Source organism: Arthrobacter sp. 92, from assembly GCF_050260325.1.
GTDB lineage: Bacteria > Actinomycetota > Actinomycetes > Actinomycetales > Micrococcaceae > Arthrobacter.
Genome location: NZ_CP189863.1, coordinates 1,640,187 through 1,666,259 on the forward strand (window position 1 = coordinate 1,640,187; position 26,073 = coordinate 1,666,259).

The window sequence follows — 26,073 nt, forward strand, 5'->3', positions numbered from 1 at the left end:
ACGGCGCGATGCCCGGTATGTCTGAAACCCCCAGTGCTGCACGGCAGGTTTCGGATGCCCCGAGCCCGCGCCGTCTTTTGTCTTCCCAGAAGGTCTACCAGGGCCGCATCTGGGATGTTGTCAGTGACAGTTTCCAGCTCAGTGAGCACGGGGACGAACTGGTTCGCGACTACATCGACCACCCGGGCGCTGTGGCCGTCCTGCCCATGAACGATGCCGGTGAGATCCTGCTGATGAAGCAGTACCGGCATCCCGTGGGCATGGACCTGTGGGAAATCCCCGCCGGGCTGCTTGACGTCGAGGGCGAGGACTTTGTGGCAGGGGCTGCCAGGGAGCTCGCCGAGGAAGCGGACCTTATCGCCTCAACCTGGAACGTCCTGGCCGATTTCTTCAACTCGCCGGGCTCCTCCAGCGAGGCTATCCGGATCTATCTGGCCCGTGGGCTCAGCGCGGTTCCCCACCACGAGCTCCACGTCCGCACGGACGAGGAGGCGGAGATCGAGTTTCACTGGACGCGGCTCGACGACGCCGTGGCCGCGGTGTTGGACGGCCGCCTGCACAACCCGTCCGCCGTCGTCGGTATTCTCGCTGCTGCAGCGGCCCGCGCGGACGATTTCAAGAGTCTGCGCCCTGCCGACGCCCCTTGGCCGGCTCACCCCAGCCAGCGTTGATGACCACGGTCACTCCCGAGGCGGAGCAGCCGGCACGGCCGGTTCGGGAGGATCCTTCCAGCCTTGCGACCCGGCCCCGCAATGCGATCGACCGCGCCATCACCGACTACCTGCAGCACGTGGGCGTGGAGCGGGGACTCGCGGCCAACACCCTCTCGGCTTACCGCCGGGACCTGGCGCGCTACGCCACTTTCCTCGCTGCCAGGGACGTCCGCCAGCCTGCGGATGTGACGCGGCACCACGTGACCGGCTTTGTTCAGGCATTATCGGACGGATCCGACGGCGGCTCGACGCTGGGGGTCCGGTCGGCGGCCAGGACCGTGGTTGCCGTGCGCGGCCTGCACAAGTTCTGGGCGCTGGAAGGAATAACGACGGCGGATGCCGCCAGTGACGTCCACCCGCCCATGCCCGGCAGGCGGCTCCCCAAGGCCATCAGCGTCGACGAGGTCACCAGAATCCTTGAGGCCGCCGGCACCGATACCGCCACCGGGCTCCGGGACCGCGCACTGCTCGAATTCCTGTACTCCACCGGAGCCCGGATCAGCGAGGCCGTCGGACTGGACGTGGACGATATTTCGCTGCAGCCGGAGCAGCCAGGACCCGCCATCGTGCGGCTGTTCGGCAAGGGGTCCAAGGAGCGGTTGGTGCCTTTGGGGTCCTTCGGGGCACGGGCGCTGGACGCGTACCTGGTCCGTGGCAGGCCGCTGCTGGCGGCGAAGGGCAAGGGCACCCCGGCGCTCTTCCTGAACGCCCGCGGCGGAAGAATCAGCAGGCAGAGCGCCTGGACCATTCTGAAGGCCGCGGCGGACAAGGCCAACATCAGCAAGGACGTCTCTCCGCACACGCTCCGGCACTCGTTCGCCACACACCTTCTGGAGGGGGGAGCCGACGTCCGGGTTGTCCAGGAACTGCTGGGGCACGCCTCTGTGACCACCACGCAGGTCTACACGCTGGTCACAGCCGATACCCTGCGCGAGGTCTACGCTGCCGCACACCCCCGCGCCCTGGGCTAATACCGGTCCGCGGCATTCCTGCGGCGGGGCAGCCACTGCCACCGCGGCCGGGCGCTAGGGTGGATTCATGAACTCGACAGCGGTCACTTTGTGCTTCCTGTTACGCGACGGAACTGCCGGTACGCAGGTCCTGCTCGGCATGAAGAAGACCGGCTTCGGCGTCGGAAAAATTGTGGGGCTGGGCGGCCACGTGGAACCAGGGGAGTCCGATGCCGAGGCTGCCTGCCGGGAAGTCTTCGAGGAAGCCGGAATCGTGGTCACGGAGGACGATCTGCGCGTTGCCGGTCTGGTTGAATTCATCTTTCCTGCCCGGCCGGAGTGGAACATGTCCACGAGCCTGTTCACCGCGCGCCGCTGGACGGGCGACCCTGTCGAAAGCCAGGAAATCGTCCCGGAGTGGTTCCACGTGGCGTCTCTGCCGCTGGAGCGCATGTGGCAGGATGCGGAGCACTGGCTGCCGCTGGCCTTGGGGGAGGGCATCGTGGAGGCCGTCATCACCCTGAACGATGACAACGAGACCGTGGCCACTGCGGACTATTCTGTGCGGGGCCTGTAACCCCGGCCCGGGCAGCCGGAAACAATACAGTTATCCAGCAGTTCGGACACTTCTTATTGGGGGGACGTGTGCTTTCGGAGCGCGAATTGGCGTTCATCGCCGTTCATAAGGACAGCTATCCGCGGGTTTACAGATTTGTGAGGCGGCGGGTGGAATCGGCCGAGCTCGCCGAGGAACTTGCCGCGGATGTATACCGGGTGGTGTGGCAGAAATGGGATGACGCGCAGCGGACGGACACGGTGTGGCTCTTGACGGTGGCCCGCAACCTTATCGGGAATGCGTACCGCAGCCGGGACCGGCAACGGGCGCTCCAGGACAAGCTGCGCTCAGCGGCCGCTGTGTTGTCCGGCGACGGGCCAGAGTACGTGGCGGTCCAGGATGCCATGGCCGCCCTGCGGGAGACGGATCAGGATATCCTCCAGCTCGCCTACTGGGATGAATTGAGCATCGCGGACATTGCGGGCGTGCTGCAATGCAGCGAGTCGGCCGCCAAGGTCCGGCTGCACCGGGCCCGGGCCGCTTTTCGCAAGCACATGCCGGCCAGTGCTAAAACCTCGACACAAAAGATGGGTGCCTGAGATGGATCCGATCAAGGACATGATTTCCGCAACGGACCCTGTGCGCCACGAGACGTCCGCGCCCGACGGCGAGGCGGCGTTGCGCCGGATGCTCGCCGAACCCGGGGAGTTCATCCATAGTCTGCCTGCCAGCGTGGTGCGGTTCGAGGACCGGAAGCACCGGCGGGCCAGGCTGGCCGTCGCCATGACCCTCGCCGCGGCCGCTGTTACGGCCGGTGTCCTGGTGGCCACTCATCTGGGATCCCTGACCATGCCTCCTTCACCCGCAGGCACTGCGGCTCCAACGGCTGGTTCCCCGACTGCCTCGCCGGGCGTGTCGGCATCTGCCTCGGCGTCCACGCCGGCGCCGACGAGCGCGGCCCCGCCGGCCGCTCAGTCCGCCTGGACGACTTTCACGGACGCGACCGGCCAGGCCACGTTTGAACTCCCCGCGAGCTGGACCGTCTCCCAGATGCCGCAAACGATCCAAGGGGGCTCGTACAACGTCGTTGAGGTGAAGAATCCCGACGGTAAAAAAATGTCAACCCTTACCCTGGCCTACGAGGGAACGGGAGGGCCGGCCTGCCCGGAACCGAAGCCGTTCTCGACCCTGGATTCAGTTGTGCTCGACATCCCGCAAAAGGCGGACAAACTCAAAGAACATCCCCTCGGCCCGTCTGCGTTCGTCTTTCGGGTCATCCAATCCGACAAGGTCTATGGATCCATGGCCCTGAACGACATGGAACTCGCTCCGGGCACCACCACGTGCGGGCTGTACAACGGCATCCTGGGCCCGGACAACATGCCCTTCGTGCATTTCGGGGACGCCGTGTGGCTCACCCCTGACGGCAATGAGGCCGCCCTCTCCTTCGCCAGCGTGGCTGAGGCCAAGGCGTACATGCAGACGCAGGAGTACCAGGACGTCAAGCGGATGCTGATCTCCCTCGCCGTGCATCCGGTCCAGGGACTATATGGGCAAGGCTGAGCGCAGGAAGCTGAGGGAGATGATCATCAGACTGCACGTGACGGGCTGACGCCAGCACCCTGACGGCAGGCAAAACGGCAGGCGGTACAAACGCGGGCCGGTCACCCTCTTCAGGTGACCGGCCCGCGTTTGTGCCTGCCAATTTCCGCCTGTCAGATTCCGCCTGGGGGCGGACGTTCCGCAGACGGCCCCGTCTACGGCAGGTGCCGTTCCTCCACGCCGTTGTACTCGCTCAGCGGCCGGATCAGGGAGTTTGATTCCAACTGCTCCATGATGTGGGCGGTCCAGCCGGTGATACGGCTCGCCACGAACAGGGGAGTGAAGGTGGCGGTGTCGAATCCCATGAGGTGGTAGGTGGGCCCCGTTGGGTAATCGAGGTTCGGCTTGATCCCCTTCGCCTCATCCATGGCTGTTTCGAGCCCGTTGTACAGCCCCAACAGCTCGGGACGGCCATAATGCGCAATCATCTTGTCCAGCGCGGCCTTCATGGTGGGCACGCGGGAGTCGCCGTGCTTGTACACCCGGTGCCCGAAGCCCATCACCTTCTTCTTGTGGGCCAGGGCGTCCTCCATCCATGCCTTTGCCCTCGCGGCGGCTTCCTCGAGTGACTCCTCCGGCCGGATCCCGATCTCGTCGAAGGTGTGCATCACCGCTTCGTTGGCCCCGCCGTGGAGCGCCCCCTTGAGGGCGCCGATGGCACCCGTTACCGCCGAGTGCAGGTCAGACAGCGTGGAGGTGATCACGCGTGCGGTGAACGTGGAGGCGTTGAAGGAGTGCTCGGCATAAAGAATCATGGACACGTTGAACGCGTCCACCACGTCCGGCACCTGCTCCTCGCCGAACGTCATCCACAGGAAGTTCGCGTCGTAGCCGAGGTCCTCGCGGGGTTCCACCACGTCCTGGCCGTGGCGGCGCCGCTGGTCGTAGGCCACCACGGCCGGCATCGCAGCGAACAAGTCAATGGCCTTGGCCAGGTTCGCCTCGCGGGAGGAGTCCTCCGCCAGCGGGTGCCGCGCGCCCATGACGGAGGCCGCCGTACGGCAGACATCCATCGGGTGCGAGGTGAGCGGCAGCGCGTCGATCACCTGCTTGACCACCGGATCCAGGGCGCGTCCGGCGCGTTCCCTGGCAGTAAACTCCGCGAGTTGCTCCGCGGTGGGCAGTTCGCCGTTCCACAGCAGGTAGGCCACTTCCTCGAAGCTGCACCGGGCGGCCAGCTCCTGCACGGGGTAGCCGCGGTACAGCAGCGAGTTGGTGTCCGGGTTGACCTTGGAGACGGCGGTGTAGTCCACCACGACGCCGGCGAGGCCCTTTTTGATCTCATTTTCAGCCATGCTGAAACTCCTTCGTTCCTATGCCTGTATGCCGGCCGGAGCCGGAAGTCCGGGATGGTTGGGGGATGTCAGTTGGTACCGGGAATCTTGAAATTGAAGACCCCGGTGTCAAAGCGGTTGTAGGCCTCGTAGTCCACAAGGTCATACAGCCGCGCACGGGTCAGCATGTTCTCTACCTGTGCCTCCTGGGTTCCGTCAGACTTGATCGATTCCAGAGTACGCTCCGCGGCGCCCATGGCACTACGGAGGAGCGTCACCGGGTAGATCACCATGTTCACGCCAACACCGGCCAGCTCGTCCACCGTGAACAACGCGCTCTGGCCGAACTCGGTCATGTTGGCCAGGATGGGCACGTCCACGGCGTCGCGGATGGCCTGGAACTCGCTCAGGTCCTTCATGGCTTCGGGGAAGATGGCATCCGCGCCGGCCTCCACGAGCGCCTTTGCCCGGTCCTGGGCGGCCTGGAGGCCGTCGGTGGCGCGGATGTCCGTGCGGGCCATGATCAGGAAGTTCGGATCCCGCCGGGCGTCGGCCGCGGCCCGGATCCTCTTAGTGGCGGTATCCAGGTCCACCACGTTCTTGCCGTCCAGGTGGCCGCAGCGCTTCGGGTTGAACTGGTCCTCGATGTGGCACCCGGCCAGGCCGGCGTTCTCAAGTTCCTGGATTGAGCGGGCAACATTCATGGGCTCGCCGAAGCCGGTATCGGCATCCACCATGCAGGGCAGGTCGGTCATGCGGGCTATCTGTCCGGCCCGGGTGGCCACTTCGGTCAGCGTGGTGAGACCGATGTCGGGCAGCCCAAGGTCGTTGGCCAGGACGGCGCCGGAAATGTACACGCCGTCAAAACCCTTTTCCTCGATCAGCCGCGCCGAGAGCGGGTTGAAGGCCCCCGGGAACTGTGTGATGGTGCCGGCGGCAAGGAGCTCGCGGAAACGGAGCCGCTTCTGCTCCGGGGTGGTTTTGGAGTACAGCATCAGAAGAGTCCCTTCGGGGCCGCTGAAAGGTCGATGACGCCTTCCGCGGCCTGGATGTTGAGCTGGTCCAGCTCGCCGGCGGCAAGTTCGGGGAGCCGGGCGGCGGCGGCCAGGAAGCGTTCGATTTCCTCCTCGGCCACGAGGCCGGCAGCGAGGGTGCGGAACTTGTTGACGTACTGTTCCCGCGCGAACGGACGGGCGCCCAGGGGGTGGGCGTCGGCCACGGCGATCTGGTCGGTGAGGACCGTGCCGTCCTTGAGCGTGATCTCCACGGAACCGCCGAAGGCCTTCTCGGAAATGTCCAGGGAGTGGTAGCGGCGGGTCCATTCCGGATCCTCGACAGTGGTGACCTTGTGCCACAGTTCCACGGTGTCCGGGCGGCCGGCACGTTCGGGCGCGTAGGAATCCACGTGGTGCCAGGCGCCATCCTGCAGGGCAACGGTGAAGATGTACGGGATGGAGTGGTCGAGGGTTTCGCGGCTCGCGGTGGGGCTGTACTTCTGGGGATCGTTGGCGCCTGAGCCAATCACGTAGTGGGTATGGTGGCTGGTCTTGATCAGCACAGACTCAACGTTGGCCGGGTCCGTAACCTCGGGGTGTTCGCCGTGCAGCTTCCGGGCGAGGTCGATCCAGGCCTGTGCCTGGTACTCGGCGGAATGCTCCTTGGTGTAGGTGTCCAAAATGGCGCGCTTGGCTTCGCCGGCCTCGGGCAGGGGCACCGTGTAGTTGGCGTCGGGGCCGTCGAGCATCCACGCGATGACGCCGTCTTCGCCTTCGTAGATCGGCACGGGGGAGGTCTGCCCACGCATGGCCCGGTCCGCGGATTCAACAGCCATCTTGCCGGCGAACGCGGGGGCGTGTGCCTTCCATGTCGAGATCTCGCCCTTGCGGGACTGCCGGGTGGCGGTGGTGGTGTGCAGCGCCTGGCCGATCGACTGGAAGATGGTCTCGACCTCGAGGCCCAGGAGGGTGCCGATGCCGGCGGCGGCCGAGGGGCCCAGGTGCGCGACGTGGTCGATCTTGTGCTTGTGCAGGCAGATGGCCTTGACCAGGTTGACCTGGATTTCGTAGCCGGTTGCGATGCCGCGGATGAGGTCCTGGCCGCTGGAGCCGACGTGCTGGGCGACGGCGAGGATCGGCGGAATGTTGTCGCCCGGGTGGGAGTAGTCCGCGGCGAGGAAGGTGTCGTGGTAGTCGAGTTCACGCACCGCCACCCCGTTGGCCCACGCGGCCCATTCGGGCGCCACGCGCTCGTCGATCCCGAACACCTTCGAGCCTTTGCCCCCGGTGGTGAGGCCATGGGTCAGGGCCTGCGCGCGGGCGGCCACGATGGGGGCACGGTTCAGGGATGCGATGGCCACGGACGCGTTGTCGATGACCCGGTTGATCACCATGTCAGTGACCTCGTCGCTCACGGCCACGGGGTCTGCCGCGACCTTCGCGATCTTGTAGGCTAGCTGGTCCTCGCGCGGGAGGTTTTCCTCGCTCTTGTAAACGCGGACGTGGTGTTCCTTAACCATGGTGCTCCTCTTGCTGCGGTGTGTGTGTGGCTTTGACGTGGGAAAGACTTCGGTGCAGGTGCACGGTGGTGGCGGCTTCGGCCAGCCGTGGATTGCCGGCTGCGATGGCTTCGGCGATGGCGGCGTGCTCGGCCGCGGCTGCGGTGAGGCGTTCCGCGTCGTCCGCCGCCAGCCTGCGGACCCGGACCAGGTGCACGCGCAGGCTCCGCATCGCCTGGGCGAGGTAGGAGTTGGAGATCGCGGCGTCGATGGCAGCGTCCAGACGGCCCACAAGGGCGTAGTAGTCGTGGCGTGCGGGGTCGGCGCCGCTGATTAGTTCCGGCGCCTGCAGCAGTTCGAGCCGCAACTGTTCAAACGTTGCGGCATCCCCGCGTTCAGCGGCCAATGCCGCCGCCTTGCCCTCCAGGGTTTCGCGGAGCTCGAAGAGTTCGTCGATGTCCTCCAGCGAGATGTCGGTGACGACGACGCCGCGGCCGCCTGCCGCCGTCGTCAGTCCCTCTGCGGTGAGCCGGCTGAGGGCCTCCCGCAACGGTGTGCGCGAGATGCCGAGGCGTTCTGACTGCTCAACTTCGGCGAGCACCGTCCCGGGCTGGAGGCGCCATTCGATGATGTCGTCGCGGAGGGCCGCATAGGCCCTGTCGCTTGCGCGCATCCTGCCTCCTTCATTGGTTGACGGTGTCCAGTGTATACATCCCGGGTGAATTTTCCCAGCAATTCCCGGAAAACGTGGATAAAGATGCCAGCCCTGTATACATTGGCTCTTGTGTGGTTCCGAAACGTCGGGCTACCATGGGCAGCATCACAACGTCGTGGACGGGATTCATTTCATGGTTACCAAGAACTACCGGGAGAGCTACGCGCGCAGTCTGGAGAAGCCCGCGGAGTTCTGGCTGGAAGCCGCGGCCGCGCTCGCCTGGTCTTCGCCCCCGCAGCGTGCCCTGGACTCCAGCAGGGCGCCCTTGTACGGCTGGTTCCCGGACGGGGTCCTCAACACCTGCTTCAACGCCCTGGACCGCCACGTCGAGGAAGGCCGGGGCGATCAGGACGCGCTGATCTACGACTCCGCCATGCTGGGCGTGCAACGGAGCTACAGCTACGCCGAACTGACGGACCTGGTTGCCCGGTTCGCCGGGGTCCTGCGCAGCCAGGGCGTGGGCAAGGGTGACCGCGTGGTGATCTACATGCCGATGATTCCCGAAGCCGCCATCGCCATGCTGGCCACCGCGCGCCTAGGGGCCGTCCACTCCGTGGTCTTCGGCGGCTTTGCCCCCAAGGAACTCGCCGCCCGCATCCGGGACGCAGCCCCGAAGGCTGTTCTCACGGCGTCCGGGGGCATCGAGCCCTCCCGCCGGATCGAATACCTGCCCGCCGTCGCGGAAGCCCTCAGCCTCGCCGGAGCGCAGGACATACCGGTCCTCGTCAAGGCGAGGGAAGGCTTCGCGGCCTCGGCGGCCAACCACGCCGGCTGGCTGGACTGGGACACCGCCATGGCCGGCGCCGAACCGGCCGCGCCAGTGGACGTCAAGGCCACCGACCCGCTGTACATCCTCTACACCTCGGGGACCACCGGCGCGCCCAAGGGCGTGGTCCGGGACAACGGGGGCCATGGGGTGGCACTCAGCTGGACCCTGCAGAACATTTACGACGTCGGCCCCGGAGACGTCATGTGGACCGCCTCCGACGTCGGCTGGGTGGTGGGCCATTCCTATATCGTGTACGGTCCGCTGCTGGCGGGTGCCACCACCGTGATCTACGAAGGAAAGCCGGTGGGCACCCCGGATGCCGGAGCGTTTTGGCGGGTGATCCAGGACCACAAGGTCAACGTGCTTTTCACTGCGCCGACCGCCCTGCGGGCCATCCGGAAGGCCGACCCCGAGGCGAAGCTGCTCGAAAAGTACGACATCTCGACATTGCGCACCCTCTTTGCCGCCGGCGAACGGCTGGACACCGACACCTTCCACTGGGCCTCCAGGATCCTGGGTGTCCCGGTGGTGGACCACTGGTGGCAGACCGAAACGGGGTGGGCGATCTGCGCCAATCCGCGGGGCCTGGACGAGCTGCCCATCAAGGCGGGCTCGCCGAGCGTCCCCATGCCGGGCTTCCGGTTGAAAATAGTGGACGGCAGCGGAGAGGACGTGGAGGCGGGGACGGAAGGAAACATCGTCCTGGAACTTCCGCTGCCGCCCGGCACGCTGACCACGCTTTGGGGTAACGACGAACGCTACATTTCCTCCTACCTGCAGGCGTTCGAGGGTTTCTACGCCACCGGCGACTCCGGCTACCGGGACGAAGACGGGTACCTGTATGTGATGGGCCGCACCGACGACATCATCAATGTCGCCGGCCACCGGCTCTCCACCGGCGCGATGGAACAGGTGATCGGTCAGCATCCGGCGGTCGCTGAATGCGCCGTCATCGGCATCGCGGATCCGCTCAAGGGCCAGCGCCCCAGCGGCTATGTGGTGCTCAAATCCGGCGTGGAGGTTCCCGAGGAAATCCTGGTCAAGGACCTCATCGCTTTGGTCCGCCGGGACATCGGAGCGGTGGCGGACTTCAAGCACGTCACCGTCGTGGAAGCCCTGCCCAAGACCCGCTCCGGAAAGATCTTGCGCAAGACCATGCGGCAGATCGCGGACGGCGACGACTATGTGGTGCCGTCCACCATCGAAGACGCCGGCGTGATCGACCAGCTCATCGAGACCCTTCGCCCCGCCGCGGCGGGGGAATAGGGCGGACGCGTCCTTTGTGGAGCAGGAGTCTTAGGACGTCGGCCGGAGCCAGCGGTATTCGTTCTCCGGCCGGCCGGGGGCTCCGTAGCGCGCGGTCCGGGAGAGCGTTCCGGCATCCGCGAGGTACTCCAGGTACCGCCGCGCGGTCACCCGGGACATTCCCAGCACTTCCATCACCTCGCTGGCTGAAACGGCGCGGTCCTGCCGCTTCATGAAGTCTTTCACCGCGTCCAGCGTTGATGTTGCCAGTCCCTTGGGAAGGGGCAGCTCCGACGGCGCCCGCAGGCTCGCGAACGCCTGGTCGACGTCGCTCTGGGAGGCTCCGGCCTTGCCGCCGCCTGCTCCCGTGGAGGCGAGCTGTTCCCGGAAGAGCCGGTAGCTGCCCAGCTTGTCCGCAAACGTGGCGTACGTGAATGGCTTGATCAGGTACTGGACCACCCCGATGGCCACGGCGCTGCGAACGATATTGAGCTCCCTCACAGCGGTGATGGCGATGATGTCCGCGAAGAGTCCCGAGGCCCGCATCCGCCGGGCAATGTCCAGCCCGTGCAGATCCGGCAGGTTCATGTCCAACAGCACCAGCTCCACGGGGTTTCCGGCAGCGGAGAATTCGGCCAGTAACCGGAGGGCGGACTGCCCATCGGGAGCGGTGCCGGCAAGGGAGAAACCCTCAAGCCGTCCCACATACGCCGCGTGGGCCGCCGCGGCTATGGGCTCATCCTCAACAACCAGGACGCGTATATCGGTCATGAAGGCTCCTTGATGGCAGCGGAGGCGCCGCGGTTGGCATCCTTGGCCGGACCTTCCGGACCCGCCGCGGGGAGGAACACATGAAAATGTGCGCCGCCATGGTTGCTGATGGCCATGGAGCCGCCCAGCCGGTGCACGGCCTGCCGGACCAGCGCCAGGCCGAGCCCACGGCCGAACTTGCCCGCCGCCTTGGTGCTGAACCCGTGACGGAAGACATCGTCCACGGATGCGGGATCTATGCCGGGGCCGGAATCCTGAACGGTGATGTCCAGGCCCTCGGCGCTGGTCTCCACGGCAAGCTCCACCCGCTTGGGGGCGTCGGCGCCGGCGGCGGCATCAATAGCGTTATCCAACAGGTTGCCCAGGATCGTCACCAGGTCCTGGACAGCCAGGCCCGCCAACTCGGCCGAACCGCTGGCCCTCAGGTCCAGTTCCACGCCCCGTTCGTGGGCCTCGGCCATCTTGCCCATCAACAGGGCACTCAGGATTGGCTCCTCGATGGAGTGGACCATCTCGTCGGTGAGCCGTTGGCTTAGCTCCAGGTCCTTCGTGGCGAAATCCAGGGCCTCATCCGCACGGCCCAGTTCCATCAGGGAAACCATGGTGTGCAGCCGGTTGGCGTGCTCGTGGGTTTGCGCGCGGAGGGCATCGGAGAGGGTGCGAAGGCTCTCCAGCTCGCTGCCGAGCGACTCGATCTCCGTGCGGTCGCGGATGGTGGCCACGGTTCCGAACACCGCCGGACGCTGACGCCCGGCGGCAGGCGGGCCCACGGCTGGGCCCTGGTTCACCACGAGGAGCCGGGGCCCGGAGACATGGATCTCATCCCGCGTGGTCCGGCCGGATTCGAAGAGATCCTTCAGGCTCTCAGCCACGGGGAGGTCAGTCAGCAGCGGCGGCTCGCTCCGGCCGCTGCCCGGGGTTTGCGGTGCCAGTCCCAGGAGCTCCGCGGCCTGATCGTTGTACATCACCACGCGGCCCTTCGGGTCCACGAGAATGACGCCTTCCCGGACGGAGTGCAGCACGGATTCGTAGTAGGCGAAGAGCTGGGCGAGCTGTTCGGGGCCCCAGCCGCGGGTGACAGTGCGCAGGTACCGGCCCAGCAGCCAGGAGGCCACCGACCCTCCCAACAGCAGCGCAAAGGCGATGGCCAGCAGGGCCGGCAGCCTGCCGGACACGGCCACGTCCACGGTCCCCACGGTCACTCCGGCCGCCACCAGGGCCTTCACGTTCCCTGCCTGGTCCTTCACCGGGGCGATGGTCCGGACAGACGGTCCGAGCGTTCCGGCGGTAATTTCGGTGAAGACCTGTCCCTTCAGGGCGGCATCAATGGAACCGATGTAGGGCTTGCCCAGCTCTTCGTCGTTGGGATGGGTCCACCGGGTCCGGTCAGGTGCCATGATGGTGATGAAATCCGCGCCGGCGTCATGCATCACCTTCCGGGCATAGGGCTGCAGCTGGGCTGAGGGGTCCTTCGTGGATGCAGCCTGCAGGACAAGGGGGTTGTCGGCCACTGCGGTGGCGACGCCGGTCATCCGGCGTCCGGCCTCATCGTAGGCGTGGTCACGGGCGTCGATGAAGGTGGCCGTGCCGACGATGGTGGTCAGCGCCAGCATAAACAGCAGATGCGCCACGAACAGGCGGCGCGCGATGCTCCACTTATGCCTCATCAAAACCTTCCACGAGTACCTTCCATGACCAATATGAACGCAACGGTGAGCCAGGTCACCCCGTGCCTAATGATGGATATCACACCGGACCGACGTGAAGAGCCCAGAGACTGTGCCGCAACGTCTTCCAGATTATCCATAAGGAGACACATCATGGCTTCTCAACGAGGAGAGTCACCCTCGCCAGCCACGGCTGGGCGCAAAAGGCTCGACAAGACCCATTATCTCTACATCGCCGTCATCGCCGCCGTTGTCCTCGGCGCAGTGGTCGGACTGATGTTCCCGGAGGTGGGCAAGAACCTCAAGCCCCTCGGTGACGGATTCATCAAGCTGATCAAGATGATGATCGCACCGGTCATTTTCTGCACCATCGTCCTTGGCATCGGTTCCATCGCCAAAGCCGCCACCGTGGGCAAGGTCGGCGGACTGGCTCTGGGCTACTTCGTCGTTATGTCCACGTTCGCGCTGGCCATCGGCCTTGTGGTGGGCAACATCGTCCACCCCGGCGAGGGGCTCAAGCTGAGCGCCTACGACCCCAACAAGAAGGCCGCCGCGGACAGCACCGTCGACTTCCTGCTGGGCATCATTCCCGGCGACATTCCGGTGCTGCCCACCCTGCTGGCCGCCATCCTGGTTGGTTTCGCGCTTCAAAAGATGGGCACCCAGGGTGCGCCGATCCTCAAGGCGATCGCCCACGGCCAGGCCCTCGTCTTCCGCATCCTGATCATGGTCATGTGGCTGGCTCCCATCGGTGCCTTCGGCGCCATCGCCGCGGTGGTCGGGGCCACCGGGTTCCAGGTGATCGTGAGCATGTTCACGCTCATGGTGGCTTTCTACATCACGTGCGCCCTGTTCATCGTGGTCATTCTTGGTGGAATTCTCCAAGTCGTGGCGGGCGTCAACATCTTCAAGCTCATGAAGTACCTCGGCCGGGAATACCTGCTGATCTTCTCCACGTCCTCCTCCGAGGCTGCCCTGCCGCGCCTGATCGCCAAGATGGAACACCTGGGAGTGTCCAAGCCGGTCGTCGGCGTAACGGTCCCCACCGGCTACTCCTTCAACCTGGACGGCACGGCCATCTACCTGACCATGGCCTCCCTGTTTGTGGCCAACGCCATGGGCACCCCGCTGGACCTCGGCGCGCAGATTTCCCTGCTGATCTTCATGATCATTGCGTCCAAGGGTGCCGCAGGTGTGTCGGGTGCAGGCCTGGCCACCCTGGCCGCCGGACTCCAGGCACATGCCCCGCAGCTGCTGGGCGGCGTGGGCATGATCGTGGGTATCGACCGCTTTATGTCCGAGGCCCGCGCGCTGACCAACTTCACCGGCAATGCCGTGGCCACGGTCCTGATCGGCACATGGGTCAAGGAAATCGACGGCGGACAGGTGGACCGCGTCCTCTCGGGCGCACTGCCTTTCGACGAGCAGACCATGATCGCCGGCCACCACGCAGGGCACGAAGCCACCGTGCAGCCAGTTCCGGCCCACGCCTGAGCCTGGCCTGAAGGACTAACACGTCCCAATCCGCGGCAACGCCCGGGAGCCACGCTCCCGGGCGTTGCCGCGTCCGCAGTCAGTCGCCACCGGGGCCGTAGCGGGTGACCACGGTGCGGCGGGAGGTGCCGCCGTCGTCGTAGGTCAACATGCTCACGCCAACGCCGTACAGCTCCGAGAGCTGGGAGTCCGTCAGCAGCGTCGAGGCCGCGCCTGTGAGGACCCCGGTGGGGCCCAGGAGAACCACAGAATCAGCCAGGTACAGCGCATGTTCGGGGTGATGGGTGCTGAGCAGCAGCGACATCCCGCTGCTCCTGAGGTCGCGCAGGAGCCCGAGCACGCGTGCCTGGTTTTTCAGGTCCAGGCCGGTGGACGGCTCGTCCAGGACAAGCAACGGAGATCCTCCGGCCACTGCCCGGGCGATCAGGACCAGCTGCTGTTCGCCTCCGCTGAGTGTGGGAAACAGCCGGTGGGCGAGTCCTGCGATGCCTACGCGGTCCATGGCTTGCAGCGCAGCCGCCCTGTCGTGTTTTCCCGGGGAACTGAAGACCCCGATCCTGCGGGCGCGGCCCATCACCACCATGTCCAGGGCCGGGTAGCCGAACGTGCTTCCGCGCGCCTGGGGTACATAGCCGGCGGCCCTGGACCGGTGGACCGTGCCGTCCCGGACCGGCAAAAGCCCTGCCGCGCACCGCACCAGGGTGGTCTTGCCGCTGCCATTGGGGCCCAGGACCGCGGTGGCTGTGCCGGGGGGCACCGAAAAGCTGACATCCCGGAATATCCAGTTCCGTGGTGTGTAGCCGAAACCGGCCCCGCGCAGCTCAAGCACCGTCCCAGATCCTCTCGCGGTTGCGGCGCAGCAGCAGGAAAAAGACGGGCGCCCCAACCAGCGCCGTGAGGACACCCAGCGGGATCTCGCCGGCAGTGACGGTGCGCGCGATGGTGTCGATCGCGATGAGGTAAGCCCCGCCCAGGAGGAACGAGACCGGAAGCAGGACCCGGTGGTCCGGCCCCACCCACATGCGCGCCAGGTGCGGTATCACCAGCCCGACCCAGCTGATGACGCCGCTGACCGCAACCGCTCCGGCCACGATCAGGGCCACTGCCGCAAGGATCAGCCAGCGAAGCGGACGCGGGCGGAGCCCCAGTGAGGCGGCGTCGTCGTCGCCAAGCGAAAGCACATTGACGCGCCAGCGCAATGCCAGCAACACGGCGGTGCCCGCTGCGACAGGGATCAGGGCCACGGACACCTTCGCCCACGTGGCCGTGGCGACGCTTCCCAGCAGCCAGAAGACGATGGCGGGCAGCGTGGTGAAGGGGTCCGCCACGTACGTCACCAAGGCAACGAGAGCGGAAAAGAACGACGCCGTGACGATCCCGCCGAGCACGACCATCAGCATGTGGGCGCCGCCGCGGCCGGATGTGATCAGGAACAGCGTGGCCAGTGCCAGCAGGCCGAAGGCGAACGATCCACCCACCAGAAGCCCCGGTCCAAGTCCCAGCAGCAGCGCCAGCGCGCCACCGAAAGAGGCGCCCGATGACACTCCGATGACCTCCGGGCTGACCAGCGGATTACGGAAGACCGCCTGCAGTGCCGCTCCTCCGATTGCCAGGCCGCCTCCCACCAGCAGGGCCAGCAGTACGCGGGGAAGCCTGACGAGCAGCACCACGTTTTGTTCGGCGCCCGAAACGCTGGACGTCAATGGCGCCACCCGCGAGGCAAGGATCTCCATGACATGCGCCAAGGGCACGTTGTAGCGGCCGCTCGCCAGCGCCAGGGCCGCCACAGCTGCGAGGACCACGCCGGCAACCACGGGCGGACCTATGCTGCGGCCCCAGGATGCCGGCGCCTGCCCGAGCGCTGTGCCGGGGGAGGCGTCGGACGCCTCACGAAGCATTGAATTGCCCGTAGTTGGCCGACTGGCCGTTGATTTCGTTCCACAGGATCTTGTCCGTTTCGGAACGTGTTGGCCTGTGTCCGTAAAGGAAATCGAAGTAGCCGTCGATTTTTGCCCGCAGCGAGGACGGCTGCACGGAAGGGAAGCTGATATCGCTGAGCCAGCGCCACATGAGTGGCGACTCCTGGCCGGGCGGGTCCCACCGGTAGCCGCCCAGCGGAACCTTGTAGACGCGGCGCGACTTCACCGCGGAGACGCTTTGCCACACCGGATTGGAGTACAGGTCATTGGGCATGGCATCGTCGAAATTTCCCAGCAGGATGATATCCGGGTCCCACGCGAGGACCTGTTCGACGTCCACCCCTACCATCCCGCTGCCCGTGAGGCCATGGGGACCCGTTGCCGGATTGCTGCCGCCTACAAGTTTGATGTAGAAGTCGTTGTAGCTGGACTGTCCGGCCACCTTGAGGCCACCGCTGAACCTGTTGAAGTAGATGATGGCCGGGGCGGGGGAGCGGCGGCCCTGAGCCTCGGCCCTGATGGCCCGCTGTTCCTCGTCGCTGCGCGCTTTCATCTGCACGGCCCGGTCCGGTTGGCCCAGCATGGCCGCGAAAAGCGACATCCAGGTGTCCACGTCCTGCTGGGTCCCTGTGTTCTTGATCCCCAGGACCTTCATCCCGGCCTCCTCCAGCGGGGCAGTCAATTGCGAATCGCTCCATTGGACCACGACGTCGGGATCCAGTGCCCGGATGCTTTCGACGTTGGGGGTGAAGTCGGTTGTTGCGATGTCATGGGGGATCTTCAGTGCCTCGGGGAACATGGTGCCCATGGCGCCGTCCCGCATGGCCACCCAGGAGGCGTTGTGCATCCCGGCCAAATGGCCGGTGCCACGGTCGACGGCGGCCAGCAGCGAGGCGGCGGGCATGGGGATGGTGACCACCCGCGTGACCTGGCGGTCGAACTCAAGGGCTTTTCCGCGCTGGTCAGTCACCCGTATCCGTGCCTCGGCGGCGGTGTCGGAGGTGTCGGAGGCAGGCGGGGCCGACGCCGGAGGGGAGGCGTTGCCTTCGCCGCAGGAGGTCAGCAGTACCGCCCCCGCACCGTACAGGGCCGCCGTCAGCAGTGCCCGCCGACTCGATTCGGGACTGCTCATCGGCCCACCTCCCCGGAAGGACAACACAGAACGACCGCTCGAGCCATGGCAACAGTGGCAGCCCGTTTGGTGCGGCAGTTCCTCACAGGATCCGCCCCCTGTCGAGCGGGTGTCAATCCCTGCCAAACGGCCGTTGTTGTGCCGGGTGGGCGGTGCTAGCCTCACACTAATCCGTGTGAATCGGAGCCCCTGTGAGTCGAGGCCCCTGTCGATCGGAGCCCTGCGAATCGAGTCCTTGGGACGGAGGCCACGGGATGCTGGTCAATGGTGCGCAGTTGTTCGTGCGGTATGCCTATCCGCCCAACTCCAGGGGCAGCTGCGGCCCCGAGGACAGCGACGCCCTCCTCCACTATGGTCAGTCGGGCATTACGGATCCGGGACTGCGGGAACTGGCCAAGGGGTTTGCCGGTGCCTGGCCCTACCTGGAACTCATAGCCGGAGCCACAGGCACGCCGGATCCGCTGGACTACCGGGTGGTTGAGGCCTACTGGGTGGGGAACGCATTGCTGGACTCCGTGGGTGTGAGGAACATCGGCAATTCCATGGAGGACCGGTTCCGCGCCCGTACCGGTCATCAGTTCCCGCACCTGATGGAGGGAGTGCTGGCCGGAGGCGTCCCGCACCACAGCTTCCATGTGCTCGAGATTTACCCGTGGCTGGGACTCCTGCGCGATGACCGGCGCTCGGCCACAGCGCTCGCCGTGCTCGATCAGTGCCGCATCCGCTGGGGCGAGGTGGTGGCGGTGACCGGCGATGAAGTCCTGGTACGGTCCCGGCCCCTCCGCTGGGACGGAGTGGCGCTCTCGCTCGGAGACGCCGTGATGGAGACGGCCAAGTACGCCGTGGCCGGGAGCGGTTTCGTCAACGACCTGGCACCCGGCGACATTGTCTCCCTGCACTGGGACTGGGTGTGCGACCGGTTGTCGCCGCGGCAGCTCGCAAGGCTGCGGCATTACTTTGACCGCCACCTGAAGATCGCAAATTCCGGTGTGGAGCACCGCGGAACGGCGATCGCGCTGGAGCATTGAGCGGTGCTGCCAGCTACGTTAGGGGCTCACCGCTGTCCGGTCCGCGGCCCATCAGTTCGAGACCCGACATTGCCTGGTCGGCGCCGTTCTGGTCCACGCGTTCCAACGCGAAACCCATGTGGATCAGCACCCAGGTTCCCGGTTCCACCGGACCGTCCTCCAGCAGCCCAATATTGACTTTCCGCTGAACCCCGGCCACGTCCACCAGGGCCAGTTGGCCGTTGTAGCCGTCCAGGACTTCCATGACCCTGCCGGGAATTCCCAGGCACATGATTCCCCTCCTCACTTGCTTTGGGCCGCGGCCGCGCCGGCCGGGTTCAGGGCCAGCAGCCTCCGGACCGCATCCATTGCCTCTGGGACTGCCCGTGAGACTTCGTCGGAGAGCCCCATGCCCTCATCAACGCTTGCAGGAACGCACCCCACCAGGTAGGTCACAGGGAGGGCGCCGCCCAGGCTGCGCAGTCGCTGTAACACGGCCAGGGGATCCATGCCGTGGGGGTCCAGACCGGCCTGGTTCCCGCCGTCGGGTTCCTCGGACGGGTAGTCACGGCCCGGGTGATCCCCGTCCCCATGCTCCCCGTCCGCCTGTTCACCCTCCAGGTCGTCGCCGCGGATCCGCATGACCCGGATGCTGCCGGGTCCGGGGCCGCCGGCGCTCACGGGTCGGCCCGGAACGGCATCCACCAGGATCAGCGCATCAACTCCGTCCAGGAGATCGTAGGCGAGGTGCATCCCGCGGATTCCGTAGTCCTCTACCCGCACGTCAATCCCGTCAACAGGATCAAAGGGTGCGGCTGAGGTGCCCTCCGATGCCAGGCGGCGCGCCACTTCCGGTCCGAAACCGTCATCCCTGAGGAAGATGTTCCCCACCCCGGCCACGAGTATCTTCGTCACGTCCAGTCCCTTCGGTTCCGTCCGCCATCACATCCGGCGCATTCTCAGGTAGCGCTTGATGTCGGGGATGGACCTGATGCCGATCACCGTGGCCGCAGCGCCGCAGGCAATGAGCAGCATGACGGTGAAGATTCCGATGCCCTTCATGGCGATGTTTCCTTTCCGTTGTTCCCGTTCCCCGCAGGGGGAAGCGGGACGAGTTCTTCCGGGGAGAAATACAGGTACCGCCCGTACCATTCCTGCAGTTCGGCGGCCGGATCGGCTTCCAGGACCACTGCCACGTGGGTGCCGCCGTCGACGTCGAAATGAACGCCGGTGACGCGTCCCGGCTGCCCCGCGAAGAAGAAGTCCTGCGCGTCGGCGCGGCGTTGTGGTGCCACCAGCACCCGGCTGCCCCGGGAAACCGGCACGCCGTCAATCAGGACGGTATCGGATTCCGGGTCCACGGCGGCATCCCGCGCCGGGTCCCACCACGGGGCATCGCCCCCGGGGTCTGCGGACGGATCAGCTCCGGGAACGAAATAGGTGGGGAACCCATCATTCCCCGGGTCCCCGGGTGCGGGAGACTCGCGTAGGGCGTGCGGGTTCCGCAGAATCCCGTGCAGCTGCTGGAGTTCCTCTGCGGTCATGTTCTCGCAGCGCTCAATGATTGCCGCGGCCCGGGGATCGGTGGATCTGGCCTCGGCCTTTTCCTCGTCGGTCAGGGTGAGCACCCGCAGGGTCAGGATCTCATCGATCTCGGTCGCATCGAAAAGCTCCACGGAACTTTCGGGCGCCACTGCCGGGTGGTCATAAAGAATGATGGGGGAAAGAAGCAGCACATCGCGCTGGCCCTCGGGTCCGGCCAGCACCGGCCAGCAGCGGCTCTGGCGGCAGGCAGCGGCGGCCTCGGATGCACGCTCGGGCGGGTCGGCCAACGAGACGAAATCGGCGTCGGACGCACTGAGCAGGATGTGCGTGCCAATGAAGGAAAGTTCGATGGCGGAGCGTTTGTCCGTGGTCCGGCCCGCCGCCGTGTTGCGGACGGCGACGCTGATCCGCCACAGCGGGACAGGCGCCGCTCCCTCCGGGTCCACAGCCACGGGTGCCCGTACCGCGGACAGGAAGAGAGCGCCGCTGAGGTTCCGGCGCCGGCGCACGAGGCGTCCCACGGCTGCGCCGCTGCCATCCCGTACCAGTTCGGTCTCCTCGTGGGCGGCAACCGATATGGGGGCCGTCATGCCGGCCACCAGTTGGGCGATGCTGAACGGTCCCAGCGTGATCTCCTGCTCTGTGGCTTCGTCCCAGCTGATCCACCGGGATGAGCCCACCGTCAGCTCCTCCACCGGCGTGAAGCCATCCCCGGTGGCCCGTTCAGCTGTTCTCGACTGAAGGTGCAGGAACCGCAGATGAACCTCAACGCGCCCCGCGGCCCCCGCTTCCAGCAGGCAGTCCGCCCACATGCCGTGGTCTTCACCAGTCCCGGATTCCGCCGCCCCGGGGGGGCCCAGGATGCCGAACTGCCACCGCGCCTGGTTCTTTGTGGACGATGCACGGTAAGGGTAGAGGAGATACCCCTCGTAGAGGACTGCGTCCGCAACCGCGCGCGCCAGGCTGAGACCGGCGTTCACGGCACCGGGTCACCGGCCCCGGCCAACAGCCCTTCGATCGCGGCGTCCCAGGAGAGGAGTCCGCGGGCAGCCTTGTACCTTGCTAGGGCAGCCAGAACGTCGCGGTCCAGGCGGAGCCACCCCTGGTTGGGGAAGAAGGCGTCCATCAGGGCGCGCCACACGGCCACCGGCATGAGGTAGGACGCTTCCCGGTCCCACGGAATGCGCTCGACGCCGAAACCCTCCGGGCCGCGCGTGAACACGGTCCCGGAGAAGAGGAACTCCAGCGGAACGGTCCCGCCCCGCAGCGCATTCAGGTACTTCGCGGCGGAGACCTCGAAATCAAAGGTGCAGGGAAGGGGCAGGTCAACTTCGGCCGCTCCTGTGAAGCCCTGGACCAGGACGCCGCTCTGCATCCAGAGGAAGGGCTTCAGTGTGGTGGGCCAGCGTTCGCGGCTGCCGAAGAGCTCCAGGAGACCGGCCTCCTCGTCGGCGCCGTATCCCCGGCGCTGGGCCCGGATGCGGACCTGGCAGCTCAGTGCCATGGCGTGGATGACGGCGCCGGTGCTCTCCATGATGCGCAGCCGGACCGTCAGTTGCGGGGCCGCGGCGTAGGCCTCCGGGGCAATGGCCAGCACGCTGAACTCCAACTCAGCCATGCTGGCGCTCGCCGTCCGCCTGAGCCGGGTCGGGGGCCGGCCGGCTCCGTGCGCTCACGCGATCGAAGAATCCGGCGAGTTCGTGGCGGGCGTCCTGTCCGCCGTCGAACCCTTTCCATACCCGGCGCAACCGGCCCACCAGCTCATAGCACGCATCGATCGGCACCAAGTGGCAGTCGGCGCCATCCCGGTCCGCACCGGGCGCTCGGATCAGGAGTGCCTCGGTGTCGGGAGCGAGGACTGCCAGGGAGGGGTTGGCGGCTTCAACAGCAGCCCAGGCGGCCAACGGCAGCTCGGATTCGGTGGCGCCTGCCGGACTCGGATAGAAGGCGGCGGTGCGTCCGAGGGCCGTGTTGCGGAAGAAGAACGCCAGTCCCACCGGGATTTCCAAGGCGTCCCACTGTGCCGGTCCCAGCACAAAGTGCTCGAAGCTCAGGTAGCGCTCCGGCACTGAACGGTAGCGCAGCTGCGCCGTCGAGTCCGTGAACAACAGGTAGCACGGGCGGCAGGTACACAGAAGGGAACGGCCCTCCAGGTCCACTACATGCTGGTGTGCCTCGGGGATGGGCTCGGCACACATCTCGCAGCGCTCGCCGGCGGCCCGGGCCGGGCGTGTTGAGGCTATCCGCCGGAGCACGGAAAACGCCGAGGCGCCGCTTCCCTGCGCTGCGCCGGTGGAAGTCACGCTGGTGTCAGGCGTTGCCGTCATGTCGGCTCCTTCTCCTGCTGCATTCCCGTGCTCCGTTCCATATCTGCTCCTGGGTGGGGCCGTGCGCCCCATCACGGCGGCTCGGCGGCCGTGGGCACGGCGACAGATGGAACGCCGCCGCGCAACAACAACGGCAGGGGATCCAGATGCAGGTTCCTGTCCTCAAGGCAGACTCCCGCCTTGCGCACGTCAAAGTGGCTCCTGCAGTGCGGACACCGCAACAGGCCGCCGCCCAGCGGGGCCGCCAGGGCACGTTGCAGGCTCGCTCCGGGCATCTGCCGGGTACATCGCGGGCAGCGGTCCACGAACGCGTAGATGTCCGTGCCGATCCGGCAGGCGAGCACTTCCAGCCCCGAGACCAGGAACCCGGCCACGGCGCCGGACTCCAAGCCAGACAGCTCGGGCAGCGCTTCCCACGTCCCGCCGGCGACTTCCCCTGGGGACGGGCCAGCACCATCCAGCCGTGACCGCAGGGCGCCGACCGGGATGAGGGCCGGCGCGGTTGCCGGCGCTGCTTCCTGCACCTCGATGCCGGTCACTTCGGGCGCCGCCGTCTCGATCGCGTCCTCGACGGCGAGCTTCAGGGTGACCGACGACGACGGGCAGCCCTGGCAGCTGCCCAAGAGCCTTAAGCGAACCACGCCTTCCTCGCTGATGCCGAGCAGCTCCACGTCCCCGCCGTGGGAGCCGAGGTAGGGCCGCACCGAATCGAGGGCGCCTGCCACCCGCGCCGGAAGGTCCAAAGGGTGCAGGCCATGAATCACAAGCAAGCCGGACACGAGGGGATCGGAGGTGAGGGCGGCCAGTGTGCTGGACGTGAGGGCGCCCTCGCCGTCCAGCACCTGAAGGATGCGCTCCAGCCCGGCGCCATAGAGGTCGGTTACCTGCCGGACCAGTTCCTCCGCACGGTCCCGGGCCACGGGGCCGCCGGAACCCAGCGCATCAAGCAGCGAGCTGATCCGCTCACCCGCGGCGCCGAGAAGGTTTTCGTGGTCCATGGCAGGCTACTCACCGGTCAAGGACTGCGTGGGGGAGTGCAGCAGGTCCAGCGTCTGGCCGTCACCAAGGTACATGTGGACGCCGCAGGGCAGGCACGGATCAAAACTCCGGACGGTGCGCATGATGTCTATGCCCTTGAAGTGCTCGCGGTCGTTTTCCTCGAAAATCGGCTGGCCCTGGACAGCATCCTCATAGGGGCCGGGCGTTCCCGCGGAATCGCGCGGGCTGGCGTTCCATGGCGTGGGCGGGTAGGGGTGGTAGTTGGCGATCTTGCCATCGCGGATCACCATGTGGTGCGAGAGGACGCCGCGGACCGCCTCGGTGAAGCCGCAACTGATGGCCTCGTCCGGGACCTCGAACGTCTCCCACGTCTTGGTGCGGCCGGCCCGGATTTCCTCGAGGGCCTTCTCCGCGAAGTGCAGGGCGGCCGCCGCCGCGTACGCCTGGAAGTAGGTCCTGGCACGGTTCCGCTCCAAGGTGTTGCTCCATTGCGGAATCTTCCATTCGAGCGCCACGGGGCCCTTCAGTGCGGTCTTGGGCAGGTTGATCTGCACGCTGCTGCCGGTGGCCTTGAGGTAGCCCACGTCCACGAGCCCGGCCAGCGCAGTGGACCACAGCCGTGCAAGCGGGCCTCCGCCGGTGTCCAAAGCCAGATTGTCCTGGCCGTCGAACCAGCGGGGAGACATCACCCAGGAATACTTGTCTTCCAGGTCGCGCTTTTGCGGCCTCGGATTGGTGTGCTGGTTCCACGGGTGGCGCCGGTCCACCGGATTCCCCAGCGGATCGCGGGTAACGAACATTTCCTGCTCGCCCCAGTCCTGGTAGTAGGACGACCCGAGCATGATCCGAATCCCGAGGTTGATCCGCACCAGATCGGTGGTGACGAGCTTGCCGTCAACCACCACACCGGGCGTGACGAACATCTTCCGGCCCCACTCCGTCATGTCCTTGTAGGAGAAATTGCAGTACTCCGGGTCCTGGAACGATCCCCAGCAACCGAGCAGTGTGCGGCGCAGCCCCACCTGTTCGTAGCCGGGCAGCGCTTCGTAGAAGAAGTCGAAGAGGTCATCGTGCATGGGCACAACCTTCTTCATGAACTCCACATAGCGCATCAGCCTGGTCATATAGTCGGTCATCAGCTGGATGGTCGCCACGGTGCCAACACCGCCGGGGTACAGCGTTGACGGGTGGACGTGCCGGCCCTCCATCAGGCAGAACATCTCACGCGTCATCCGGCTGACCTGGAGGGCCTCCCGGTAGAACTCTCCCGTGAACGGGTTCAGCGACCTCATGATGTCGGCGATGGTGCGGTATCCGTGGTCCGCCTCGTGCGGGGCGCGGGCGTTTTCGGCCTTGGCCAGCACAGAGGGGTTGGTTTCGGCCACCATCTTTTCGCAGTAGTCAACGCCCACCAGGTTTTCCTGGAAGATGTTGTGGTCGAACATGTATTCGGCGGCCTCGCCGAGGTTCACGATCCACTCGCCCAGATGCGGGGGTTTGACGCCGTAGGCCATGTTCTGTGCGTAGCACGAGCAGGTGGCGTGGTTGTCGCCGCAGATTCCGCAGATCCGGCTCGTGATGAAGTGCGCGTCCCTGGGGTCCTTGCCGCGCATGAAGATGGAATATCCGCGGAAGATCGAGGAGGTGCTGTGGCATTCCACCACTTGGTTGTTCTTGAAGTCCACTTTGGTGTAGATGCCGAGGCTGCCGACGATCCTTGTGATCGGGTCCCACGCCATCTCCACCAGATTCTCGCCCGCGGCGCCGCCCGTCGGCGGCATCGGAATCGTCGAAGTCATTGCATTGCCTCTCTGGGTCTCGTTTTACCAGGTCCGCTTGGCGCCGGTCAGCAGATCATTGCCGGGCTTGCGCCACCGTGGTTCCTGGTCGACGGTGTGCGTGGTGATGCTGCGGAGGGTTCTGATGGTCTTGCCGTAGGGCATGATCGAGGTCGTGGACAGTTTGCCGCCCGGGGGTTCGTCCATGAACGGCATGAATTTGTCCGGGAAGCCGGGCATCGTGCAGCCGATGCAGATGCCGCCAACATTCGGGCAGCCACCTATGCCGTTCATCCAGCCACGCTTCGGAACGTTGCATTTGACCACCGGGCCCCAGCAGCCGAGTTTGACAATGCACTTCGGCGAACCGTATTCGGTGGCAAAATCGCCTTGTTCGTAGTACCCGGCACGGTCGCATCCCTCGTGAACGGTGGCACCGAACAACCACGTGGGGCGCAGAGCCTCGTCGAGTGGAATCATGGGAGCCTGGCCAGTGGCCTGATAGAGCAGATACGTCATGGTCTCGGATAGGTTGTCCGGCTGGATGGGGCAGCCCGGCACACAAACGATCGGTATCCCCGCCTTGGACTTCCAGTCGTAGCCAAGGTAGTCCGGCACTCCCATGGCTCCAGTGGGGTTCCCCGCCATTGCATGGATGCCGCCGTAGGTGGCGCAGGTCCCGGCGGCGATGATTGCCGTCGCCTTGGGTGCCAACCGGTCCAGCCATTCACTGGTGGTGATGGGCTGACCCGTGTCCAGGTTGTTGCCAAAGGCCGCCCAGTAGCCGCCGTCTGAGTGCAGCTTTTCATTCGGGATCGAACCCTCCACCACCAGGACGAAAGGCTCAAGTTCACCGCGGTCCGCCTTGCGGAACCACTCCAGGAAGTCGTCGGCACCTTGTTGCGGCCCGCACTCAAAGTCGATCAGGGGCCAGTGCATCGCTATCTTCGGGAGCCCGGGGAGCGCGCCGAGGGCAATTTCCTCGACGCTTGGCTGGGTGGCCGCCGTCAGGGCCACAGAGTCGCCGTCACAGCTGAGGCCGGCGTTGATCCAGAGGACATGGATCAGTGTTTCTTCCGCTTTCAATGCAGTTTCCGTAGGCATCGTTGCCTCCTT

At 66.1% G+C, this 26,073-nt stretch carries 26 protein-coding genes; 8 read left to right on the forward strand and 18 right to left on the reverse strand.

The annotated features are described in order from the left end of the window. Nucleotides 1-8: 8 nt before the first annotated feature. The 5 genes from ACP4XC_RS07495 to ACP4XC_RS07515 all read left to right on the forward strand — a co-directional run bounded on the left by ACP4XC_RS07495 (nucleotide 9) and on the right by ACP4XC_RS07515 (nucleotide 3,782). Nucleotides 9-671: an NUDIX domain-containing protein gene (locus ACP4XC_RS07495; protein ID WP_427174255.1), complete on the forward strand. Its 663-nt coding sequence runs from the start codon at nucleotides 9-11 to the stop codon at nucleotides 669-671. Then, nucleotides 644-1,684, forward strand: coding sequence for a site-specific tyrosine recombinase XerD (xerD, locus tag ACP4XC_RS07500; protein ID WP_427174256.1), 1,041 nt, complete (start codon nucleotides 644-646; stop codon nucleotides 1,682-1,684). Before ACP4XC_RS07495 ends, xerD begins: the two co-directional genes overlap by 28 nt. 67 nt (nucleotides 1,685-1,751) lie before the next feature. After that, complete coding sequence (locus tag ACP4XC_RS07505) at nucleotides 1,752-2,240, forward strand: 8-oxo-dGTP diphosphatase (RefSeq protein ID WP_427174257.1); 489 nt, start codon at nucleotides 1,752-1,754, stop codon at nucleotides 2,238-2,240. A gap of 68 nt (nucleotides 2,241-2,308) precedes the next feature. Then, on the forward strand, nucleotides 2,309-2,818 hold the full coding sequence (locus ACP4XC_RS07510; protein WP_427174258.1) for an RNA polymerase sigma factor: 510 nt from the start codon (nucleotides 2,309-2,311) through the stop codon (nucleotides 2,816-2,818). Continuing rightward, on the forward strand, nucleotides 2,811-3,782 hold the full coding sequence (locus tag ACP4XC_RS07515) for a hypothetical protein (protein ID WP_427174259.1): 972 nt from the start codon (nucleotides 2,811-2,813) through the stop codon (nucleotides 3,780-3,782). Before ACP4XC_RS07510 ends, ACP4XC_RS07515 begins: the two co-directional genes overlap by 8 nt. Before the next feature lie 194 nt (nucleotides 3,783-3,976). On the opposite strand, the gene ACP4XC_RS07520 is transcribed toward ACP4XC_RS07515, so the two are convergent. The 4 genes from ACP4XC_RS07520 to ACP4XC_RS07535 all read right to left on the reverse strand — a co-directional run bounded on the left by ACP4XC_RS07520 (nucleotide 3,977) and on the right by ACP4XC_RS07535 (nucleotide 8,262). Further along, nucleotides 3,977-5,116, reverse strand: coding sequence for a bifunctional 2-methylcitrate synthase/citrate synthase (locus ACP4XC_RS07520; RefSeq protein ID WP_427174260.1), 1,140 nt, complete (start codon nucleotides 5,114-5,116; stop codon nucleotides 3,977-3,979). A gap of 68 nt (nucleotides 5,117-5,184) precedes the next feature. Then, the gene (gene prpB / locus ACP4XC_RS07525) at nucleotides 5,185-6,090 is read right to left on the reverse strand and encodes a methylisocitrate lyase (protein WP_427174262.1); all 906 of its coding nucleotides are present in this window, start codon (nucleotides 6,088-6,090) and stop codon (nucleotides 5,185-5,187) included. Further along, the gene (locus tag ACP4XC_RS07530; protein ID WP_427174264.1) at nucleotides 6,090-7,610 is read right to left on the reverse strand and encodes an MmgE/PrpD family protein; all 1,521 of its coding nucleotides are present in this window, start codon (nucleotides 7,608-7,610) and stop codon (nucleotides 6,090-6,092) included. Before ACP4XC_RS07530 ends, prpB begins: the two co-directional genes overlap by 1 nt. Beyond that, nucleotides 7,603-8,262: a GntR family transcriptional regulator gene (locus ACP4XC_RS07535; RefSeq protein WP_427174265.1), complete on the reverse strand. Its 660-nt coding sequence runs from the start codon at nucleotides 8,260-8,262 to the stop codon at nucleotides 7,603-7,605. Before ACP4XC_RS07535 ends, ACP4XC_RS07530 begins: the two co-directional genes overlap by 8 nt. 175 nt (nucleotides 8,263-8,437) lie before the next feature. Here ACP4XC_RS07535 and ACP4XC_RS07540 point away from each other — a divergent pair, with 175 nt between their 5' ends. Then, nucleotides 8,438-10,339 (forward strand): propionyl-CoA synthetase, encoded by a 1,902-nt coding sequence (locus ACP4XC_RS07540; RefSeq protein ID WP_427174266.1) that lies wholly within the window; start codon nucleotides 8,438-8,440, stop codon nucleotides 10,337-10,339. A gap of 30 nt (nucleotides 10,340-10,369) precedes the next feature. Here ACP4XC_RS07540 and ACP4XC_RS07545 read toward each other — a convergent pair whose 3' ends face one another. Continuing rightward, on the reverse strand, nucleotides 10,370-11,089 hold the full coding sequence (locus tag ACP4XC_RS07545; protein ID WP_427174267.1) for a response regulator: 720 nt from the start codon (nucleotides 11,087-11,089) through the stop codon (nucleotides 10,370-10,372). After that, nucleotides 11,086-12,756, reverse strand: a complete 1,671-nt coding sequence (locus tag ACP4XC_RS07550) for a sensor histidine kinase (RefSeq protein WP_427174269.1) — start codon at nucleotides 12,754-12,756, stop codon at nucleotides 11,086-11,088. The genes ACP4XC_RS07545 and ACP4XC_RS07550 overlap by 4 nt, the downstream gene beginning before the upstream one ends. Before the next feature lie 153 nt (nucleotides 12,757-12,909). On the opposite strand from ACP4XC_RS07550, the gene ACP4XC_RS07555 reads away from it, so the two are divergent. Beyond that, nucleotides 12,910-14,250, forward strand: coding sequence for a cation:dicarboxylate symporter family transporter (locus tag ACP4XC_RS07555; RefSeq protein WP_427174270.1), 1,341 nt, complete (start codon nucleotides 12,910-12,912; stop codon nucleotides 14,248-14,250). A 79-nt stretch (nucleotides 14,251-14,329) separates the two neighbouring features. On the opposite strand, the gene ACP4XC_RS07560 is transcribed toward ACP4XC_RS07555, so the two are convergent. Genes ACP4XC_RS07560 through ACP4XC_RS07570 form a run of 3 tightly spaced genes read right to left on the reverse strand, consistent with a single transcriptional unit; the run spans nucleotide 14,330 to nucleotide 17,301 of the window. Continuing rightward, nucleotides 14,330-15,079: an ABC transporter ATP-binding protein gene (locus ACP4XC_RS07560; RefSeq protein WP_427174271.1), complete on the reverse strand. Its 750-nt coding sequence runs from the start codon at nucleotides 15,077-15,079 to the stop codon at nucleotides 14,330-14,332. Beyond that, a complete protein-coding gene (locus ACP4XC_RS07565; protein WP_427174272.1) occupies nucleotides 15,072-16,148 on the reverse strand; it encodes a FecCD family ABC transporter permease in 1,077 nt (358 codons plus the stop codon). Before ACP4XC_RS07565 ends, ACP4XC_RS07560 begins: the two co-directional genes overlap by 8 nt. Then, entirely contained in the window at nucleotides 16,138-17,301 is a 1,164-nt protein-coding gene (locus ACP4XC_RS07570) for an ABC transporter substrate-binding protein (protein ID WP_427174273.1), read from the reverse strand. The genes ACP4XC_RS07565 and ACP4XC_RS07570 overlap by 11 nt, the downstream gene beginning before the upstream one ends. Nucleotides 17,302-17,555: 254 nt before the next feature. On the opposite strand from ACP4XC_RS07570, the gene ACP4XC_RS07575 reads away from it, so the two are divergent. Further along, entirely contained in the window at nucleotides 17,556-18,329 is a 774-nt protein-coding gene (locus ACP4XC_RS07575; RefSeq protein WP_427174274.1) for a DUF6390 family protein, read from the forward strand. 13 nt (nucleotides 18,330-18,342) lie between these two features. Here the strand turns inward: ACP4XC_RS07575 and ACP4XC_RS07580 are convergent, their stop codons facing one another. The 9 genes from ACP4XC_RS07580 to ACP4XC_RS07620 form a co-directional block, all read right to left on the reverse strand. Continuing rightward, the gene (locus ACP4XC_RS07580; RefSeq protein WP_427174276.1) at nucleotides 18,343-18,600 is read right to left on the reverse strand and encodes a HypC/HybG/HupF family hydrogenase formation chaperone; all 258 of its coding nucleotides are present in this window, start codon (nucleotides 18,598-18,600) and stop codon (nucleotides 18,343-18,345) included. 11 nt (nucleotides 18,601-18,611) lie between these two features. Then, the gene (locus ACP4XC_RS07585; RefSeq protein ID WP_427174277.1) at nucleotides 18,612-19,223 is read right to left on the reverse strand and encodes a hydrogenase maturation protease; all 612 of its coding nucleotides are present in this window, start codon (nucleotides 19,221-19,223) and stop codon (nucleotides 18,612-18,614) included. Between the two features lie 27 nt (nucleotides 19,224-19,250). Next, on the reverse strand, nucleotides 19,251-19,370 hold the full coding sequence (locus ACP4XC_RS07590) for a DUF6893 family small protein (protein ID WP_427174278.1): 120 nt from the start codon (nucleotides 19,368-19,370) through the stop codon (nucleotides 19,251-19,253). After that, a complete protein-coding gene (locus ACP4XC_RS07595) occupies nucleotides 19,367-20,833 on the reverse strand; it encodes a hypothetical protein (RefSeq protein ID WP_427174279.1) in 1,467 nt (488 codons plus the stop codon). Before ACP4XC_RS07595 ends, ACP4XC_RS07590 begins: the two co-directional genes overlap by 4 nt. Further along, nucleotides 20,830-21,471: a DUF6084 family protein gene (locus tag ACP4XC_RS07600; protein ID WP_427174280.1), complete on the reverse strand. Its 642-nt coding sequence runs from the start codon at nucleotides 21,469-21,471 to the stop codon at nucleotides 20,830-20,832. The genes ACP4XC_RS07595 and ACP4XC_RS07600 overlap by 4 nt, the downstream gene beginning before the upstream one ends. Continuing rightward, complete coding sequence (locus ACP4XC_RS07605) at nucleotides 21,464-22,180, reverse strand: DUF5947 family protein (protein ID WP_427174281.1); 717 nt, start codon at nucleotides 22,178-22,180, stop codon at nucleotides 21,464-21,466. The genes ACP4XC_RS07600 and ACP4XC_RS07605 overlap by 8 nt, the downstream gene beginning before the upstream one ends. Nucleotides 22,181-22,251: 71 nt before the next feature. Then, complete coding sequence (locus ACP4XC_RS07610) at nucleotides 22,252-23,178, reverse strand: NifU family protein (protein ID WP_427174282.1); 927 nt, start codon at nucleotides 23,176-23,178, stop codon at nucleotides 22,252-22,254. Nucleotides 23,179-23,184: 6 nt separating this feature from the next. Next, entirely contained in the window at nucleotides 23,185-24,978 is a 1,794-nt protein-coding gene (locus ACP4XC_RS07615) for a nickel-dependent hydrogenase large subunit (protein WP_427174283.1), read from the reverse strand. A 24-nt stretch (nucleotides 24,979-25,002) separates the two neighbouring features. Next, the gene (locus ACP4XC_RS07620; protein WP_427174284.1) at nucleotides 25,003-26,061 is read right to left on the reverse strand and encodes a hydrogenase expression protein HypE; all 1,059 of its coding nucleotides are present in this window, start codon (nucleotides 26,059-26,061) and stop codon (nucleotides 25,003-25,005) included. Nucleotides 26,062-26,073: the final 12 nt, after the last annotated feature.